This is a genomic window from Streptomyces sp. NPDC090127, assembly GCF_044746945.1.
Classification (GTDB): Bacteria; Actinomycetota; Actinomycetes; order Streptomycetales; family Streptomycetaceae; genus Streptomyces.
In genome coordinates, this window is the sequence record NZ_JBIVDE010000006.1 from 484,193 (window position 1) to 500,919 (window position 16,727).

Sequence of the window (16,727 nt, forward strand, 5' to 3'; positions counted from 1 at the left end):
CGGCCGTCACCGGGCCGGGTGGAGCTGGGCGGAGAGCTTGTCGACCGCGGCCGGGACGCGGACCCCGAGGACCGCGTCCGAGAGGGGCATGACGGCGAAGCGCTTGTTCCTGATCGCCGGGACGTCCTTGAGGGCCGGGTCCTCCAGGAGGCGCTTCTTCTTCTGTTCGACGGTCGTGGAGCCGTAGTCGTAGATGACGATCACGTCGGGCTTGCGGGCGACGACCTGCTCCCAGGCCGCGTCACCGAAGGCCTTGTCGAGGTCGGCGAAGACGTTGCGGCCGCCGGCCCGGGTGATCAGTTCGTTGCCGATGCCCTTGCCGCCGGCGGTGAACGCGGTCTTGTCGCCGCTGTCGTAGACGAAGACGGAGACCGGGGCGACGCCCTTGAGCCGCCGCTCGGTCGCCGCGACGGTGTTCTTCGCCCCGGCCGTCCAGCGGGTGCCGCGCTCGGCGACGCCGAAGGTCCGGGCCACCTCGTCGACCTCCTGGTAGAGGTCGGCGAGGGAGGAGGCGCCCGTGGGGCAGTACTCCATGTTGAGGCGGCTGTCGATGCCCGCCTTCTTCAGGCCGTCCCGGCCGCGGCCCGCCGTGGCGTCGAAGGCGCTGGCGTAACCCCCGTAGACGAAGTCGGGGTCGGCGGCGAGCAGGACCTCCTTGGAGGGGTACTCCTTGGCGAGCACCGGCACCGCGTCGTACGCCTTCTTGTACGCGGGCAGGATCCGGTCGTCGAGGTAGGCGGTGCCGACGAGGGACTTCTCCAGGCCGAGGGCGAGCATGACCTCGGTGACGTGCTGGTTCATGGTCACGGCCCGCTTCGGCGGCGCCTTGAAGGTCGTCTTCACACCGCAGTTGGAGACGGTGTACGGGAACCCCGGGGCGGTCTTCGCCGAGGGGGCGGCCTGCTTCGCGGGGGCCGCGCAGGCGGCGAGCAGCGGAACGAGCGCGACGGCGGGCAGCAGGGTACGGCGGCGCCAGGTCATGACGGAGAGCCTCCTCCGGGGATTTCCACGTCCCCAGTCGGTGGTGAGAGGCGGCAGGTCAGTTCCTGGCTCCCGGCCCCAGGGGGCCGGTCACAGTGGCGGGACCGCGCCGGAGTAGCACCGGCTTCCTGGGTCCTGCCGCCCTTGATGTCGCGTCAGTGTCTCAGACCGTCACCCGCGGGTCCTCGACGGCCTTCACCGCGGGTCCCCGACGGCCTTCACCCGCGCGGACGCTGCGACCGTCACACGTACTCCTCGACGACCCGTACGTCCTCCTCCGTCACGACGCCGTCGACGATCGAGTACGAGCGGAACTGGAAGGGTCCCGCGGCGTCGGTGTCGGCGGTGGAGACCAGGACGTAGTGGGCGCCGGGCTCGTTGGCGTACGTGATGTCGGTGCGCGACGGGTAGGCCTCGGTGGCGGTGTGCGAGTGGTAGATGATCACGGGCTCCTCGTCCCGGTCGTCCATCTCGCGGTAGAGCTTCAGCAGGTCGGCCGAGTCGAACTCGTAGAACGTGGGCGAGCGCGCGGCGTTCAGCATCGGGATGAACCGCTCGGGGCGGCCGCTGCCGACGGGACCCGCGACCACGCCGCAGGCCTCGTCGGGGTGGTCCGCGCGGGAGTGTTCCACGATCTGGTCGTACAGGGCCCGGGTGATGGTCAGCATGTCGGACAGGATAAACAGACGGGCCGCTCGGTACCGAGGAGTGGTACGGAACGGCCCGGATGCCGAGACGGAGCAGGTCAGGAGCGCTTGACGAACGCCGCGCCCTGGGGGTTCCGCGCCTTCAGGACGAGGTAGGAGACGCCCAGGATCAGGCCCCACAGCGGTGCGCAGTACAGCGAGATCCGCGCGTCCTTGTCGATGCCCATCAGCACGATGACCATGCCGATGAAGGCGAGCGCGAAGAGGCTGCACCAGATGCCGCCCGGCGCCTTGAAGGACGACTGGGGCAGCTCGCCGCGGTCGGCCTTGAGGCGGAAGCGGACCTGGGAGACCAGGATCATGATCCAGGCCCACATGCCGGAGATGGTGGCGAAGGAGACGACGTAGTTGAACGCGTCGCCGGGCCACTGGTAGTTGATCCAGACACCGACCATCATCAGCGCCGCCGAGAACGAGGTGCCGACCAGCGGCAGGCCGTTCTTGGTGAGCTTGGTGAAGAACTTCGGGCCCTGGCCGTTGAGCGCGAGGTCGCGCAGCATGCGGCCGGTGGAGTACATGCCCGAGTTGCAGGAGGAGAGCGCGGCGGTCAGCACGACGAAGTTCACGATCGCGGCGCCGATACCGAGGCCCATCTTCTCGAAGGCCGCGACGAACGGGGAGATACCCGGCTGGAAGTGGGTCCACGGGACGACCGAGAGGATCATGATCAGCGCGCCGACGTAGAAGACGGCGATGCGCCACGGGACGGTGTTGATCGCCCTGGGCAGGACGGTCTTCGGGTCCTTGGACTCGCCGGCGGTCACGCCGACCAGCTCGACCGCGAGGAAGGCGAACATGACCATCTGCAGGGTCATCAGGGTCGAGCCGATGCCCTTGGGGAAGAAGCCGCCCTCGGACCAGAGCAGGCTGATCGAGGCGGTGTCACCGGCGTCGGAGAAGCCGACGGTGAGGACACCGGCGCAGATCAGGATCATGCCGACGATCGCGGTGACCTTGACCATGGAGAACCAGAACTCGAGCTCGCCGAAGAGCTTGACGGAGATCAGGTTCGCCAGGAACAGGACCACCGTGAAGATCAGGGCGAAGACCCATTGCGGCTGGTTCAGCCAGCCGTCCGCGTTCTTGGTCCAGTACTGCATGTACGCGGAGGCCGCGGTCACCTCGGTGATGCCGGTGACGACCCAGAAGAGCCAGTACGTCCAGCCGGTCACGAAGCCCCAGAAGGGGCCGATGAACTCGCGGGCGTACTCCGAGAAGGAGCCGGACACGGGCCGGTACATGAGGAGCTCGCCGAGCGCCCGCATGATGAAGAAGATGACGAGGCCCGCGATGGCGTACGCGAGGATCAGGCTGGGTCCCGCCTTGGAGATGCCCTTGCCCGCACCCAGGAAGAGGCCGGTACCGATGGCGCCGCCGATCGCGATCATCTGGATCTGGCGGGCGCCGAGTGCCCGGTGATACCCCTCGCCGTCGGCGGGGTCCGCGGCCTCATTGCCGTCGTGCTGCTTGTCGACCTGCACTGAGGTCATGGTGGTGCGCCTTTCTCCATGCTGATCCGCGCCGACTGCGTACGGCCGCGGATCAGGTCCTGATCCCCCCGGATGTGGATGGAGTGCTACCGGCGGTCTGCCGGCCAAAGCGCCCCCGGGAACAAGGGTGGTGTCCCGGGCGGTCGTGAAGATTTATCACGAGGGAAACGGTGATCGAGGAGGCGATCTGTGGCGCACGCCACATGAAAAAGGGGGCAAAAGCCACTCAAGAGGACCAGTACGAAGACTTTTTTGACGTATTCGTTATCCGGATTTGAGTGTCCGCTGAGCGAACAGCCCCTAGGCGCCGGGCATCAGGGTCTCGACGAGCGACTCCTGGAGCGCGCCGAGCCAGAGGTACGCCATCACCATCGGCTTGCGCGGGTCGGAGTCGGGCAGCCGGTACAGCTCCCCGCTCTCGTCCTCGTCGGCGACCTCGAGGCGGGTCCCGATCGTCAGCCGCAGGTCGTTGAGCGCGCCGAGCCAGGCCCGGGACTCGTCGGCGGTGAGCTTGAGGACGACGGCGTCCTCGTCGCCGTGGGTGCTGAGCCCGTCGAGGCCGCGGATCACCAGGAGGGCGTCCTGCCGCTTGCGCGAGCGCAGGTCGTTCTCGGTGAAGCGGCGGAAGTCGGCCGCCGCCGAGCGCAGCTCCTCGCTCTCGTCCGCGTACGCGTCGGGGAAGAGCCGCTTGAGCGCGGGGTCGCTCGGGGCCTCGCTCGGCCCCTCGGCGAAGAGCGCGGCCAGCGGGTCCTCGCCCTCGACGGGCTCGTCGCCCGGGCCGATCAGCTCCATGAGCTGGACGGCGAGGGAGCGCAGGATGGCGATCTCGACCTCGTCGAGCGCGACGGCCGCGCCGCCGCCGGGCAGGGCCTCGAAGTGGCCCGCCATCAGCCGCGGTCCTGGGAGAGGGTCGCCCACAGGCCGTAGCCGTGCATCGCCTGCACGTCCCGCTCCATCTCCTCGCGCGTCCCGCTGGAGACCACTGCGCGGCCCTTGTGGTGCACGTCGAGCATCAGTTTGTGCGCCTTGTCCTTGGAGTAACCGAAGTACGCCTGGAAGACGTAGGTCACATAGCTCATCAGATTGACCGGATCGTTGTGGACCAGGGTCACCCACGGCACGTCCGGCTCGACGACGGCGAAGGTCTCTTCTGCCGATTCCGTGCGTTCGATCTCAATTGGCGCGACGCTCACTGAACCCATGCTGCCACCTCGACAGAGGGGTCGCACAAACGGGTCAGCCCGCGCGCCGCCGCGCGCGACTAGAAATCGTCACTCTGACGATTTCTGCGGTAGCATCGCTGACATGAACGCTGCGGACCTTGGGCTCCCGGTGGACGTGCCGTCGACCGCGCTCTTCACCGACCAGTACGAGCTGACCATGCTCCAGGCGGCCCTCCAGGCCGGCACCGCCGACCGGCGCTCCGTCTTCGAGGTCTTCACCCGCCGTCTGCCCGAGGGCCGGCGCTACGGCGTGGTGGCGGGCACCGGACGGGTCCTCGACGCCGTCGAGAACTTCCGCTTCGACGCGGACGTCCTGGGCTTCCTGCGCGAGCAGTCCATCGTGGACGAGCCGACGCTCAAGTGGCTGGCCGGCTACCGCTTCTCGGGTGACATCTGGGGCTACCCCGAGGGCGAGGTGTACTTCCCCGGCTCCCCGATCCTGCGGGTCGAGGGCTCCTTCGCGGAGTGCGTGCTCCTGGAGACCGTGATCCTCTCGATCCTCAACCACGACTCGGCCATCGCGGCGGCCGCCTCCCGGATGTCGGGGGCGGCCGGCGGACGGCGGCTCATCGAGATGGGCGCCCGGCGCACCCACGAGCTGGCCGCGGTCGCCTCCGCGCGCGCCGCGTACGTCGGCGGCTTCGACTCCACCTCGGACCTGGCGGCCGGCTTCCGCTACGGCATCCCGACCGTCGGCACCTCGGCGCACGCCTTCACCCTGTTGCACGACAGCGAGCGGGACGCGTTCCAGGCCCAGGTGGCGACCCTCGGCCGCGGGACGACCCTGCTCGTCGACACCTACGACGTGGCCGAGGCCGTCCGCACCGCCGTCGAGGTGGCGGGCACCGAGCTCGGCGCCGTCCGGATCGACTCCGGTGACCTGCTGCTCGTGGCGCACCGGGTGCGGTCGCAGCTGGACGAGCTGGGCGCGACGAACACCAAGATCGTGGTCACCTCCGACCTGGACGAGTACGCCATCGCCTCGCTGGCGGCGGCGCCGGTCGACGCGTACGGGGTGGGCACCCAGCTGGTCACCGGCAGCGGGCACCCGACCTGCTCGATGGTCTACAAGCTGGTCGCCCGCGCCCAGTCGGCCGACCCGAAGGCGCCGCTGACGGCGGTGGCGAAGAAGTCCCTGGGCGGCAAGGCCTCGGTCGGCGGCCGCAAGTGGGCCGCGCGCCGGACGGACGCGGAGGGCGTGGCGGAGACCGAGGTCGTCGGCACCGGCCCGGTCCCGGCCGAACTCGCGGACCGGCAGCTCCTGGTCGAGCTGGTGAAGGGCGGCGACGTGGTGGCCCGCGAGCCGCTGGAGGCCGCGAGGGCCCGGCACATCGCGGCCAGGGCCGGACTGCCGATGTCGGCCAACCAGCTGTCGCGGGGCGAACCGGTGCTTCCGACGGAGTATGTGTAACACCCTGCGAGGCCCCCTCCCGAAGGGAGGGGGAAGTCTCTAGGCTCGAAGCCATTCCCCCGTCCGACACCCCCCGTTCCCGCCGCCGGCCCACCGAAGGACACCCGCCATGCACCGCGCATTGATCGTCGTGGACGTTCAGAACGACTTCTGCGAGGGCGGCAGCCTCGCGGTGACCGGGGGCGCGGACGTCGCCGCCGCCATCACCGACCTGGTCGGGCAGGCGGCCGGCGTCGCGTACCAGCACGTCGTGGCCACCCGCGACCACCACGTCGACCCGGGCGACCACTTCTCGGACACGCCGAACTACGTGACGTCCTGGCCGGTGCACTGTGTCGCCGGGACCGAGGGCGTCGGCTTCCATCCGAACTTCGCCCCGGCGGTCGCCTCGGGGGCGATCGACGCGGTCTTCGACAAGGGCGCGTACGAGGCGGCGTACAGCGGCTTCGAGGGGCGCGACGAGAACGGGATGTCGCTCGCCGAGTGGCTGCGGGCGCGTGACGTGGACGAGGTCGACGTGGTGGGGATCGCGACGGACCACTGTGTCCGGGCGACGGCGCTGGACGCGGCCCGGGAGGGGTTCCGTACGCAGGTCCTGCTCGACCTCACGGCGGGCGTCGCGAAGGAGACCACCGAGCGGGCCCTGGAGGAGCTGCGCGGGGCCGGGGTGGACCTCACGGGCAAGCCCGTCGTCTGACGGCCGGGGCCCGTGGCCGCTCCCTACGAGACCGTGGGCAGCGTCCGTATCGGATGCCAGAGCTCCTGGGCCGTGCCCGGGCTGGAGCGCCACAGCAGGCCGTCCGGGTGGTGGAGGACGGCGGTGATCTCGTCGGGGGTCGGGGGCTCCGCGTTGCCCCGGAGGTAGACCGCGCGCAGGCCCAGGTTCCGCAGCCGGGTCAGGGCGCGGGCGCGGTTCGCCGCGTGGACCAGGAAGCGGACCGTGGCCCCGTCGCCCGCCGGGCTCGGAAGCCCTATCGCGACGACCACGCTGCCACCTGGCAACTTGCAGAAACCTCCACCGGGCATGCCGACACCACTCCCCCTGTGCGTTCGCTGTCAATAAGAGTCTGGTCAGACGCACCTAAACACGATCGGCCGCCGCCCGCTAGAGGGCGACGGCCGATCATGCTTTGACCTGCGATGATGCGGACTACTTCGTGGACGGACCCACCTGGACGGTGATCGTCTCGCCGCTCTTCGGCTCGTTGACGACCGCGATCTTGGTGTTGGTGTCAGTTACCTTGACACCGGCCCGCTCAGTCTCCTGGTACCAGTACGTACCCTTCCGGTCGTCGAAGACCGGGTTGCCCGCCTGGGGCTTGATCCACGTCGCGACGTCCGCGTTGTGCAGCATGAAGCTGTCGGTGCGGTAGGTGCCGAAGGTCGCGTCGTGCGACTGGATGCGGTTGCGCATCAGGGTGCCGTTCGACCACTTCAGCGGCGTCGGGTGCGCGTCGACCGGGAGGACGAGGCCCTGGCCCGGGTGGACGGCCGTGTTGTTGTCCTTCTGCGAGGTGTCCCACAGCCAGACCAGCAGACCGTTCTGGTACGGGTAGTGCTCGACCCAGCTCGCCCGCTCACCGGTGAAGCCGAAGTTGTACGGGCCGACCTTGAGGGTCGCGTCGTACGACACGTACTGACGGTTCTCCGCGAGGTAGTACTGCTCGTACTCCTTCGTGAAGCCCTTGCCGATCCGGGTGAAGCCCTTCGACGTCCAGCCGTTGTCGCCGCCCTCGACGGTGTCCGAGAAGACCGGGGCACCGTCGGCGGTCAGCGTGATGGCGTCGGCCGCGAAGCCCTTGCCGCCCGCGCCGCCGTCCGTCTGGTAGCGGAAGCGGAGGTCGAACTTCTTGCCCGCGTAGGCGTCCAGCGGGAAGACGAGCGGCTTGTACGCGCCGGAGACGTCGGTCAGCGCCGGGGCGCCGCTCGCGTCGCGCGGCAGCGGCTTGCCGTCGACCGTGCCGTCCAGGGCGGTCCAGTTGGCGCCGCCGTCCGTGGAGACCTCGGTGTAGAGGTAGTCGTAGTCCAGCTCGATGTCGTACCAGCCCTTGAGCTCCAGGGTGGCCTTCGACCTGCCGGTCAGGTCGACCGAGCGGGTCAGGGTGTTCTTGAGGTCGTCACCCATGCCGCTCCACCACTGCGTGGCTCCCTCGGCGGGCGCGACGACATCGGTGGTGACCTTCTTCTTCGGCAGCTCGACGACGAGCGCCTGCGGGTTCTTGGTGTTGTACGCGGCCACGCCCAGCTTGTGGGTGGACTTCGTGGCGCGCTGGCCGTTGCTCACCTTGGTGTAGTTGAGCCAGCCGAGCTGGAGCTTGTCCCAGGCGGTCATGTCGCCGGGCAGGTCGCCGATGGACTCCTTGCCCCGGCCGAGCCAGGAGCCGGAGGACATCAGGGACCAGAAGCCGGTGGAGTTCTCGGCGCCGGCCTTGCCGGAGGTGTCGTACAGGTCCGGCAGACCGAGGTCGTGACCGTACTCGTGGGCGAAGACGCCGAGGCCGCCGTTCTCCGGCTGCATCGTGTAGTCGCCGACCCAGATGCCGGAGGTGCCGATCTGCGTGCCGCCGGACCGGTTGTTCGCCGGGCCCGTCTTGCCCGCGTCCGTGCCGTACGCGTACCAGCGGTGGGCCCACAGGGCGTCGCCGCCCTGGACGCCGCCGCCCGCCGACTCGTCCTCGCCCGCGTGGACGATCTGGAAGTGGTCGATGTAGCCGTCGGCCTCGTTGAAGTTGCCGTCGGCGTCGAAGTCGTAGCGGTCCCACTGGTCGTACTGCGCCAGGTCGGCCTTGATCTGGGCGTCGGTGCGGCCCTTGGCCTTCTGGCCGGCGGTCCACGCGGTGACACCGTCGCGGACGGCGTCCCAGACGTTGGCGCAGTTGCTGTTGCCGCAGTAGTTCGAGCCGTAACGGGCCTCGTTGTACTCGACCTTCACCCAGTCCGAGACACCGCCCTCGACCGAGTAGCGGCCCGAGGAGGTCTTCTCGTAGTACGTCTTCAGGGACTGCTTCGGCTGGCCCTTCTTGTCCGTGCCGGTGCCGAAGTACAGGTCCTGGAAGTGCTGCTGGTTGTAGTCCTTCTTCCAGTCCGTCGAGTTGTCCGTCGAACGGTCCGGCTCGGCTATCTGGTTGTGCAGCGGGCCGGGCGTGCCGCCGAACTTCGGCTTCGGCTCGGCGGTGTCGTCGTCGGCGCGGTCGACCAGCGTCGTGTTGTCGACCTTGTCGCCGAACTCGACCAGGATCGTGAAGATCTTGTCGGTCTTCTCCCGGCCCAGCTCGACGTACTTCTTGCTGTCGAGCTTGACGACCTGGGAGCCCCCGCGGCGCTCGACCTTGGTCTCGCCGCTCAGCACCTGCTCCAGAGCGGCCTTGCGCTGCTGCTCCTGCTGCTTGCTGTACGGACCTTCGAGGTCGTGGTCCACCGCCGTCTTGTCCACACCGGCGCCCGGAGCGGGGTCCTGGCGGACCTGCGCGGGATTCATGGTCGAGTGGCTGTCGGCCGAAGCGGTGAAGGTCGAGGCGGTCGCGGCGGTGGCCGCGAGCGCCACGACGACTGCGGACGCTCTGATCGCCCGTCGTCTGCTGGTCACTTGATGTTGTCCTCCCCGGCGCCCGCGACCGCGGACCGGAGGTGGGGTGCTGTCCGCAGGTGGGTACGCGCGTCACAAGTGACGACATTCGACCGGAGTTACTCCTGAAAAGACAGTCCTTGACTTGAACAGACCAACTGCACTATGCAGTAGTCGCTTTCCGGTATCCGGACGGTCACCAGCGCACCGGAGGGGGACATCCGGGGAAACGATGACTCCATGCGCCCCCCGTGCACCCACACCGTGGGTTAGGTCACGCTTACCACCCGTTTCGCCCGGGCATCCACCGTCGTAGAGTCGCTCGGGCGGGGCCCGCCCGGCGCCGGCCAGGGGAGCGACCAGCCGATGCATCGAGGGACGGTAACCGTCATGCCGCGTCCGAACGCCGCACCACTCGCCTATGGCTCGGCCACCGTCGTCGTCTCGACCGTCGCCCTGCTGCTGCTGTCCCGCACCACCAACACGCTGGGCGTCGTCGTGATCTGCGCCGTCGGGCTGCTGCTCGGCGTGCTCGTCGCGAGGACGGTGCCGGCCCGCCGCAAGGCACCCGCCGCGCCCGTGCCGGCCCGCCCCCGGACGGACGAGATCCGGGTACCGACCGTCCGCGTGGGCGCGGGGGCCGATACCCGGATCGGTTCGAACTCGTAGCGCTCCCGGGCTCGTAGCGCTCTCGAACTCGTCGCGCTCCCGGGCTCGTAGCGCTCTCGAACTCGTCGCGCTCCCGGGCTCGTAGCGCCTCTTCTACGGCTGCGCGGAGACCACCACGGTCTTGGCCGCCTTGTCGTGCAGGCCCTGCTTGTAGGGCTTGTCGACCAGGATCAGGATGAGCAGGAGCAGCGGCCACAGGCAGGCGCAGCAGATCAGCGCGGGCAGCCAGAGCACGACGGCGCGGATCAGCGAGGCGTTCATCGGCGGCGTGGAGCCGTCGTTGAGCATCGCGACCCGCAGCTTCATCCACTTCTTGCCGAGCGTCCGGCCCTTCTTGGCCGTCATCAGGGTGTCGTAGGCGACGTACGCGACGATGGTGATGAGCTGGAAGACGAGCCCGCTGCCGGTGCTGGTCGCGCTGATCGCGTCACCGAAGTCGTCGTTGTCGGTCGCCCGGTCGTAGACGTCGAACGGGATGCCGATGATCGCCAGCGGGATGGCGACGAGCAGCCAGTCGATGATCCTCGCGAGGATGCGCTTGCCGGAGTCGGCGAGCGGCGGCATCCCGGCGAGCGGATCCACCCCGCCGTAACCACCGCCGCCGTAGGGCTGCGAGCCGTACGGCGGGGGCGGCGGGGCGTTGCCGTACGGCGACCCGCCCGGCGGGGGCGGCGGGGGCGGCGGAGGTCCACCGGGGGGCGGGCCGCCCGGCGGCGGGCCTTCCGGCGGAGGCGGCTCACTGCCGTACGGAGAGCCCGCCGACGGCGGCGTGGGCTCCTGCGGCTTCTTGAGGAACGGATCGTCCTCGGGCGGCTGGCCGGGCGTCGGCTGGTCGTTGCTCATGGGGGCAGTGCATCCCGGGCGGCAGTCGCCCGCAAGGAATCGCCCCCCGTTCGAGGGACCGCCGTACGGGACGTCCGCCGGTCGGGTCAGCCCGCCACGAAGGTGTGGGCCGCCTTGTCGTGCCAGCACTGGCGCCAGGGCCGGTCGAAGAGACACCACAGGACGTTGACCACGCCCAGCACCAGGAGGCCGAGGACGCTGTAGACGAGCCAGCGGCGCAGGGCCGCGCCGAACGTCGGCGGCTCGTGCGCCTCGATGTCCCGCACCTGGAGACCGCAGAGCTTCTTGCCGAGCGTACGGCCCCACTTGGCGGTGGGCACCGCTTCGTACAGGACGCCGAGGACGAGGAGGGCGGCGAGCGTGATCCCGAAGTTGAGGGAGGTCGTGCCGTCCAGGAGATAGACCTGAACGGTCACACCGGACTGCTTCGCCGCCTCGATCTTGGCGTCGATGTGGTCGAGCGCGGTGGTGACGAAGGGGAACGCCGCCGCGCCCGCGAGGGCGCCGAGAACGAGGGTGTCGATCAGCCGGGCGACCAGCCGCTTCCCCGGTCCGGCGGGCCGCGCGGCGGCCTGGGCCCGGGCGGCCTGCAGGAACGGGTCCTCGACGGGCGGCTTCCAGGGCACGACGGGCGGCTGGTCGGCCTCGCCGGGAGCGGCCGACGCGGCGGACGGACCGGCCGGCCCGGACGTGGTGGCCGGCTGCGCGAGCTGCTGCACCTGCTGCGGCCAGGACGCGGCCCCACCGCCGGGCCCGGCGGCCAGCGGGGCAGGGGCCGGTGCGGGGGCCGGAGTCTGTGCGGGGCCTGGTGCCGGGGCGGGCGCGGGGGCCGACGCGGGGGTCTGCCCGGGAACGTGCGCGAGCGGCGCGGCCTGCGCGGCGGACAGCCCGGGCTGCGGGGCGACGGGGGCCTGCGCGCCGTGGGAACTCTGCGGGGCCTGGGCGCTCTGAGGGCCGTGGGAACTCTGCGGGACCTGGGCGCTCTGAGCGCCGTGGGAGCCCTGTGGGGCGACGGGCGCATGAGAGCTGTGGGACGCGGCGGCGGCCTGCGCGCCGTGCAGCCCCGGCAGGGCCTGCGGGCCCTGCGCCGCAGAGGGCCCGTGGGGGCCGAAGCCGCCCTGCGGGCCTTGGGGTGCGGTCTGCGTGCCCTGGGCGCGGATGGTCATCGTGCCCTCGGGGGTGGGCGACTGGGGCCGGCGTACACCCGGAAGCGCGCCGCCCGTGGGGTCGGCGGACTGCGACGCCGGGGTCACGGGCATCCCGCCCAGCCGGGCCTGCGGCCCGAGGTCGGCGGACAGCCGGGGATCACGCGCCCCGGGCACGGGCCCCGCGGACGAACCAGCACCCGGCACGGGACCCGCAGACGAGCCGGAGCCCGAGCCGGTGCCGAGCGACGAGCCGGGCCCGGAGTCGGAGCCGGAGCCGGAGCCGGTTCCGAACGACGGACCCTGCCCGGGGCCGTGCCCGGGGCCGTATCCCTGGCCCTGGCCCCGGCTCTGCCCCTGGTCCTGGCTCCCGCCCTGCCCCTGGCCGGTCGGCGGTGCGGTCCGGGTCGGGTCCTGTTCCGGTTCCGGCGCGCCCCAGGAGACCTTGCGGTCGCGCTCGCCGCCGAAGCCCGTCTGCCGGGCGACGTCGGCCTGCCAGGCCGACGCCGGCTCGGGTTCGGTCGCGGCGGGCTCCTCGTCGAAGAAGTGCGGTCCGGTCTCCTCCACGGCGGGCACCACCGGCGCGGGCGCCGGGTTGGGGGCGAGCGCGGGACCGGCGGGCGGCGCCGTGACGGGCGCGGCGGGCGGGAGTTCGCCCTCCTTGGGCGCGGGCCGGCTCGTCCCGGGTACCCAGGCGCCCCCGTTCCAGTACCGGATGTATCCGGGAATGGAGGGGTCCGGGTAGTACCCGGCCTGCGGTACCTCCCCGCCGGCTCCAGGAGGAGTAGCCACTGCCCCGACTCCGTTCCGTGACGACGCTCGACGACGCTTCGACGACGCTTGTACGACTCAAGGGCCCCTCGGCCCAAGGAGGACAGTAACGAAGAACGGCGCCGCAAGAAGAAAGAGGCGGCGAGAAACCCGCCTTCGAGCGACATACCCACAGAACCCGCGACTCACCGTCACGTTCAGGCCGACGATCCTCGCTCGGCCGCCCCTCCGGAAAAAAACCTTCCCGAAGTCGCGTCATGGCCGGCGACCACCGCGCTCTCTCCCTGCGCGGGCCCACCCGGGCCCCGTACCGGCACCGGAGAGGACGTCAGGCCATGCGGAACACCGAGAACACCGTCGTCGAGCGCGAGCTGGAGCTGAAGCTGGTGCTCTCCCCCGAGCGCTCCATCCCCGTCCCGGCCCGCCTCGCCTACCGCACCGACGACCCGTACGCCGTCCACATCACCTTCCACGTCGGCTCGGAGTACCCGGTCGAGTGGACCTTCGCCCGCGAACTGCTCGTCGAGGGCGTCTTCCGGGCGTGCGGTCACGGCGACGTCCGGATCTGGCCCACGAAGGTCGACGGCCACGACGTCGTCCTGATGGCGCTCTCCTCCCCCGACGGCGACGCGCTCCTGGAGACGCCCGCCGCGCAGGTGTCCGCCTGGCTGGAGCGGACCCTGCGGGCCGTCCCGCCGGGCACCGAGTCCGAGCAGCTCTCCCTCGACGACGGTCTGGCCGAACTGCTCGCGATCACCTCGGTCGCCGACGACCTCTGGCCGCACGACCCGTGGCCCTCGGACGACTCGCAGGACGGTGAGGCGTGAGCCGGGCCCCGGCGGGTCGGCGGCGCCCGGCTCAGAGCACTTTTCCCGGTTCAGGATCCCCGGCGGGTCGGCGGCGTCCGGCTCAGAACACCTTTCCGGGGTTCAGGATCCCCAGCGGGTCGAAGGTCCGCTTGATGCCCCGCTGCATCTCCAGCCCCACCGGTCCCAACTCCCGCGCCAGCCACTCCTTCTTCAGGACACCCACCCCGTGCTCGCCGGTGATCGTGCCTCCCAGCTCCAGGCCGAGCGCCATGATCTCGTCGAAGGACTCCCGCGCCCTCCGCGACTCGTCCTCGTCCTCGTGGTCGAAGCAGACGACGGGGTGGGTGTTGCCGTCGCCCGCGTGCGCGCAGACGCCGATGGTCAGGCCGTACTTCGTCGCGATGGCGGCCGTCCCGTCGAGCATCGCGGCCAGCTTCGTCCGGGGTACGCACACGTCGTCGATCATCGTCGCGGTCTTGACCGTCTCCAGCGCGGTGAGCGACAGCCGGCGGGCCTGGAGCAGCAGTTCGGACTCGGCCGCGTCCTCGGCGGGTACGACCTGGGTGGCCCCGGCCGCCACGCACAGCTCCCCGACGGCGGCCAGGTCGGCGGCCGGGTCGGGGGTGTCGAAGGCGCACAGGAGCAGCGCCTCGGTGGTGGTGGGCAGACCCATGTTCGCCAGCTGGTTGACGGCACGGATCGTGGTGCCGTCCATCAGCTCCAGCAGGGACGGCGTATGGCCGCGCTCCATGATCGCGCAGACGGCTTCGCAGGCGGCCGCCGAAGAGGGGAACTCGGCGGCGAGCACGAGCTGCCGGGGCGGTCGCGGCCGGAGCGCGAGGGTCGCTCCGACGATGACGCCGAGGCTGCCCTCCGAGCCGACGAAGAGCCGGGTCAGGTCGTATCCGGCGACGCCCTTGGCGGTGCGCCGGCCGGTGGAGAGCAGCCGCCCGTCGGCGAGGACGACGTCCAGGCCGAGGACGTACTCCGCCGTCACGCCGTACTTCACGCAGCACAGCCCGCCGGACGCGGTGCCGATGTTGCCGCCGATCGTGCACATCTCCCAGCTGGAGGGGTCCGGCGGGTAGGAGAGGCCGTGGGCGTCGACGGCGCGGGACAGGACGGCGTTGACGACGCCCGGTTCGACGACGGCGATCCGGTCGACCGGGCTGATCTCCAGGATCCGGTCCATCTTGACCAGGGACAGCACGATGCAGCCGTCGGAGGCGTTGGCGGCGCCGGACAGACCGGTGCGCGCGCCCTGCGGGACGACGGGGACGCGCAGCGCGGTCGCGGTGCGCATGACGTGCTGGACCTGTTCGACGGTGCGGGGGAGCACGACGACCGCGGGGGTGCCGGCCGCGCAGAAGCTCGCCATGTCGCTCGCGTAGGAGGCGGTGACGTCCGGGTCGGTGATCAGCGCCTCGGCGGGAAGGCCCGTACGCAGGTCCGCGTGGAGCCTCGTCAGAAGATCGTCCATGCGTCCAGCGTGGCACCCGGGGCCATCGGTGTGAACCCGCCCGCCGTGCCCGTTCGTGTGCTCTTCGTACAGGCGTGTACGGGCGCAGAGTGAGCGGCATGAAGACGGAGAACGTGTCGCGGTCGGTCCTGGCCGCCGGCGTGGGTGCGGTGCTCGCGGCGACGGCGCTGCTCTACGCCCCCGATCTCGCGCCCGGCCTGTTCGACCAGGGGCCGCCGCGCCCGCCCGGCCCGGCGGACCGCGCGGTGCTGGCGGCGAACGCGGGGGCGCAGGCCTCGCTGCCCGATCTGGCCGCGCTGATCGGCGACCGGGAGAAGTGGCTCAAGGACCATCCGGCGGACGAGGCGTCATGGGCGGTGCTGGGGACGGCGTACGCGGAGCGGGGCGTACGGCTCGCCGACACCGCGGACTTCCCGCGGGCCGAGCGCGCCCTGAAGCGCTCGCTGGAGGTGCGGCCCGCCGCGCGCGGGAACCTCGACGCCCAGCTGGGGCTCGCCGCCCTGGCGAACGCGCGGGGCGACTGGCGGACGGCCCGAACCTGGGGTGAGGCGGTCCGCAAGGAGGACCCGAAGCGCTGGTCGGCGTACCCGCCGCTGATCGACGCGTACAACGGGCTCGGCGACTACAAGGCGGCCCAGAAGGCGGTCGCCTCCCTGGAGGAGCTGCACTCGGGCGCGGCGGTGAGCGCGCGGACGGCGCAGATGTACCGCAACCGGGGCTGGCGCGAGGACGCGTCGGCGGCGGCGTTCGCCTCGGTGGGGCACGCCGAGCCCGGCGCGGACAAGGCGGCGGCCTACGCACGGCTCGGAGACCTCGCGTGGGAGCGGGGCGAACCGGCGGACGCGGTGACGCAGTACGGCTCGGCGCTGCGGCTCGTCCCGGACCACGGTCCGTCGCTGGCCGGGCGGGCCAGGGCGCTGGCGGCGCTCGGCCGCACGGACGAGGCACTGGTCGACCACCGGGCGGCGCTGGCCGGGCTGCCGCGCCCGGAGTACGTCCTGGAGGCGGGCGAACTCTACGAGTCGCTGGGCCTGGACGGGGACGCGCGGAGCCAGTACGAGCTGCTGCGGACGCGGACGTGGGTGGGCGCGGAGGTCGTCCTCGGCCTCTTCGAGGCGGACCACGGCGACCCGGCGGCGGCGGTGCGGCGGCTGAAGGCGGAGTGGGCGCGCGGGCACCACTCGGTGCAGGCGGCGGACGCGCTGGGGTGGGCGCTGTTCCGGTCCGGGGAGCCGAAGGAGGCGCTGGAGTACGCGAAGAGGGCGACGGACGAGGGCCTGCGCAGTGCGCTCTTCTCGTACCACCGGGGCGAGATCGAGCGGGCGTTGGAGATGGACGGTCCGGCGCGCCGGCATCTGGCGGAGGCGCTGCGGATCAACCCGGACTTCTCGCCCCTGCTGGCCCCGAAGGCCCGCGAGGCGGTGCGGGCGCTCGGCGACCCGCCGGACGAGCTCCCGGAGGAACTCCGTCCGGAGCCGACCCCGCCGCCGGAGACGGCCGCGCCGGCTCAGGTCCGCACGCCCGCGACGAGCCCCCCGAAGAAGCAGCCCGCCACGAAACCGGAGCAGAGCAAGAAGCCCTGAACCGGGAGCAGAGCAAGGCGCCCTGAGCCGGAGCAGAGCAAGAAGCCCTG

15 protein-coding genes and 1 riboswitch are annotated in these 16,727 nt (G+C 71.3%); of the genes, 5 read left to right on the forward strand and 10 right to left on the reverse strand.

All coding sequences use genetic code 11. From position 1 onward, the window contains the following. Window positions 1-6: 6 nt before the first annotated feature. The 5 genes from ACIPPS_RS24170 to clpS form a co-directional block, all read right to left on the reverse strand. Window positions 7-981, reverse strand: a complete 975-nt coding sequence (locus tag ACIPPS_RS24170) for an ABC transporter substrate-binding protein (protein ID WP_401435611.1) — start codon at window positions 979-981, stop codon at window positions 7-9. Window positions 982-1,040: 59 nt separating this feature from the next. Beyond that, a riboswitch (cobalamin riboswitch) is annotated at window positions 1,041-1,112 on the reverse strand. Window positions 1,113-1,223: 111 nt separating this feature from the next. Continuing rightward, window positions 1,224-1,649 carry a Mov34/MPN/PAD-1 family protein gene (locus ACIPPS_RS24175; protein WP_401435613.1) on the reverse strand — a complete coding sequence of 142 codons (426 nt, stop codon included), beginning with the start codon at window positions 1,647-1,649 and terminating at the stop codon, window positions 1,224-1,226. A 77-nt stretch (window positions 1,650-1,726) separates the two neighbouring features. Next, window positions 1,727-3,178, reverse strand: a complete 1,452-nt coding sequence (locus ACIPPS_RS24180) for an amino acid permease (RefSeq protein ID WP_401435616.1) — start codon at window positions 3,176-3,178, stop codon at window positions 1,727-1,729. 300 nt (window positions 3,179-3,478) lie between these two features. Then, entirely contained in the window at window positions 3,479-4,066 is a 588-nt protein-coding gene (locus ACIPPS_RS24185) for a DUF2017 domain-containing protein (protein ID WP_401435618.1), read from the reverse strand. Next, window positions 4,066-4,380 (reverse strand): ATP-dependent Clp protease adapter ClpS, encoded by a 315-nt coding sequence (clpS, locus tag ACIPPS_RS24190; protein WP_401435621.1) that lies wholly within the window; start codon window positions 4,378-4,380, stop codon window positions 4,066-4,068. Before clpS ends, ACIPPS_RS24185 begins: the two co-directional genes overlap by 1 nt. Window positions 4,381-4,483: 103 nt before the next feature. On the opposite strand from clpS, the gene ACIPPS_RS24195 reads away from it, so the two are divergent. Together ACIPPS_RS24195 and ACIPPS_RS24200 are read left to right on the forward strand one after the other, a co-directional pair. After that, the gene (locus tag ACIPPS_RS24195; protein WP_401435624.1) at window positions 4,484-5,812 is read left to right on the forward strand and encodes a nicotinate phosphoribosyltransferase; all 1,329 of its coding nucleotides are present in this window, start codon (window positions 4,484-4,486) and stop codon (window positions 5,810-5,812) included. Window positions 5,813-5,921: 109 nt separating this feature from the next. Then, window positions 5,922-6,509: an isochorismatase family protein gene (locus ACIPPS_RS24200; protein WP_401435626.1), complete on the forward strand. Its 588-nt coding sequence runs from the start codon at window positions 5,922-5,924 to the stop codon at window positions 6,507-6,509. Between the two features lie 23 nt (window positions 6,510-6,532). On the opposite strand, the gene ACIPPS_RS24205 is transcribed toward ACIPPS_RS24200, so the two are convergent. Together ACIPPS_RS24205 and ACIPPS_RS24210 are read right to left on the reverse strand one after the other, a co-directional pair. Next, a complete protein-coding gene (locus ACIPPS_RS24205) occupies window positions 6,533-6,838 on the reverse strand; it encodes a hypothetical protein (RefSeq protein WP_401435628.1) in 306 nt (101 codons plus the stop codon). Window positions 6,839-6,962: 124 nt separating this feature from the next. After that, a complete protein-coding gene (locus tag ACIPPS_RS24210; RefSeq protein WP_401435630.1) occupies window positions 6,963-9,398 on the reverse strand; it encodes an immune inhibitor A domain-containing protein in 2,436 nt (811 codons plus the stop codon). A 369-nt stretch (window positions 9,399-9,767) separates the two neighbouring features. Here ACIPPS_RS24210 and ACIPPS_RS24215 point away from each other — a divergent pair, with 369 nt between their 5' ends. Next, entirely contained in the window at window positions 9,768-10,046 is a 279-nt protein-coding gene (locus ACIPPS_RS24215; RefSeq protein ID WP_401435633.1) for a hypothetical protein, read from the forward strand. Window positions 10,047-10,139: 93 nt separating this feature from the next. Here the strand turns inward: ACIPPS_RS24215 and ACIPPS_RS24220 are convergent, their stop codons facing one another. Beyond that, window positions 10,140-10,889 carry an RDD family protein gene (locus tag ACIPPS_RS24220; protein WP_401435636.1) on the reverse strand — a complete coding sequence of 250 codons (750 nt, stop codon included), beginning with the start codon at window positions 10,887-10,889 and terminating at the stop codon, window positions 10,140-10,142. 86 nt (window positions 10,890-10,975) lie between these two features. Further along, window positions 10,976-12,826, reverse strand: coding sequence for an RDD family protein (locus tag ACIPPS_RS24225; RefSeq protein WP_401435638.1), 1,851 nt, complete (start codon window positions 12,824-12,826; stop codon window positions 10,976-10,978). Window positions 12,827-13,140: 314 nt separating this feature from the next. On the opposite strand from ACIPPS_RS24225, the gene ACIPPS_RS24230 reads away from it, so the two are divergent. Then, entirely contained in the window at window positions 13,141-13,632 is a 492-nt protein-coding gene (locus ACIPPS_RS24230; RefSeq protein WP_401435640.1) for an SsgA family sporulation/cell division regulator, read from the forward strand. An 82-nt stretch (window positions 13,633-13,714) separates the two neighbouring features. Here ACIPPS_RS24230 and ACIPPS_RS24235 read toward each other — a convergent pair whose 3' ends face one another. Continuing rightward, entirely contained in the window at window positions 13,715-15,094 is a 1,380-nt protein-coding gene (locus tag ACIPPS_RS24235) for an FAD-binding oxidoreductase (protein WP_401435643.1), read from the reverse strand. Window positions 15,095-15,192: 98 nt separating this feature from the next. On the opposite strand from ACIPPS_RS24235, the gene ACIPPS_RS24240 reads away from it, so the two are divergent. After that, window positions 15,193-16,677 (forward strand): tetratricopeptide repeat protein, encoded by a 1,485-nt coding sequence (locus ACIPPS_RS24240; RefSeq protein ID WP_401435646.1) that lies wholly within the window; start codon window positions 15,193-15,195, stop codon window positions 16,675-16,677. Window positions 16,678-16,727: the final 50 nt, after the last annotated feature.

Bases quoted from the DNA above. Each gene is read 5' to 3' on its own strand.
- ACIPPS_RS24195 (WP_401435624.1), top strand. From the start codon at position 4,484: ATGAACGCTGCGGACCTTGGGCTCCCGGTGGACGTGCCGTCGACCGCG.
- ACIPPS_RS24180 (WP_401435616.1), bottom strand. From the start codon at position 3,178: ATGACCTCAGTGCAGGTCGACAAGCAGCACGACGGCAATGAGGCCGCG.
- ACIPPS_RS24240 (WP_401435646.1), top strand. From the start codon at position 15,193: ATGAAGACGGAGAACGTGTCGCGGTCGGTCCTGGCCGCCGGCGTGGGT.
- ACIPPS_RS24235 (WP_401435643.1), bottom strand. From the start codon at position 15,094: ATGGACGATCTTCTGACGAGGCTCCACGCGGACCTGCGTACGGGCCTT.
- ACIPPS_RS24200 (WP_401435626.1), top strand. From the start codon at position 5,922: ATGCACCGCGCATTGATCGTCGTGGACGTTCAGAACGACTTCTGCGAG.
- ACIPPS_RS24230 (WP_401435640.1), top strand. From the start codon at position 13,141: ATGCGGAACACCGAGAACACCGTCGTCGAGCGCGAGCTGGAGCTGAAG.
- ACIPPS_RS24175 (WP_401435613.1), bottom strand. From the start codon at position 1,649: ATGCTGACCATCACCCGGGCCCTGTACGACCAGATCGTGGAACACTCC.
- ACIPPS_RS24170 (WP_401435611.1), bottom strand. From the start codon at position 981: ATGACCTGGCGCCGCCGTACCCTGCTGCCCGCCGTCGCGCTCGTTCCG.
- ACIPPS_RS24185 (WP_401435618.1), bottom strand. From the start codon at position 4,066: ATGGCGGGCCACTTCGAGGCCCTGCCCGGCGGCGGCGCGGCCGTCGCG.
- ACIPPS_RS24215 (WP_401435633.1), top strand. From the start codon at position 9,768: ATGCCGCGTCCGAACGCCGCACCACTCGCCTATGGCTCGGCCACCGTC.
- clpS (WP_401435621.1), bottom strand. From the start codon at position 4,380: ATGGGTTCAGTGAGCGTCGCGCCAATTGAGATCGAACGCACGGAATCG.
- ACIPPS_RS24220 (WP_401435636.1), bottom strand. From the start codon at position 10,889: ATGAGCAACGACCAGCCGACGCCCGGCCAGCCGCCCGAGGACGATCCG.
- ACIPPS_RS24205 (WP_401435628.1), bottom strand. From the start codon at position 6,838: ATGCCCGGTGGAGGTTTCTGCAAGTTGCCAGGTGGCAGCGTGGTCGTC.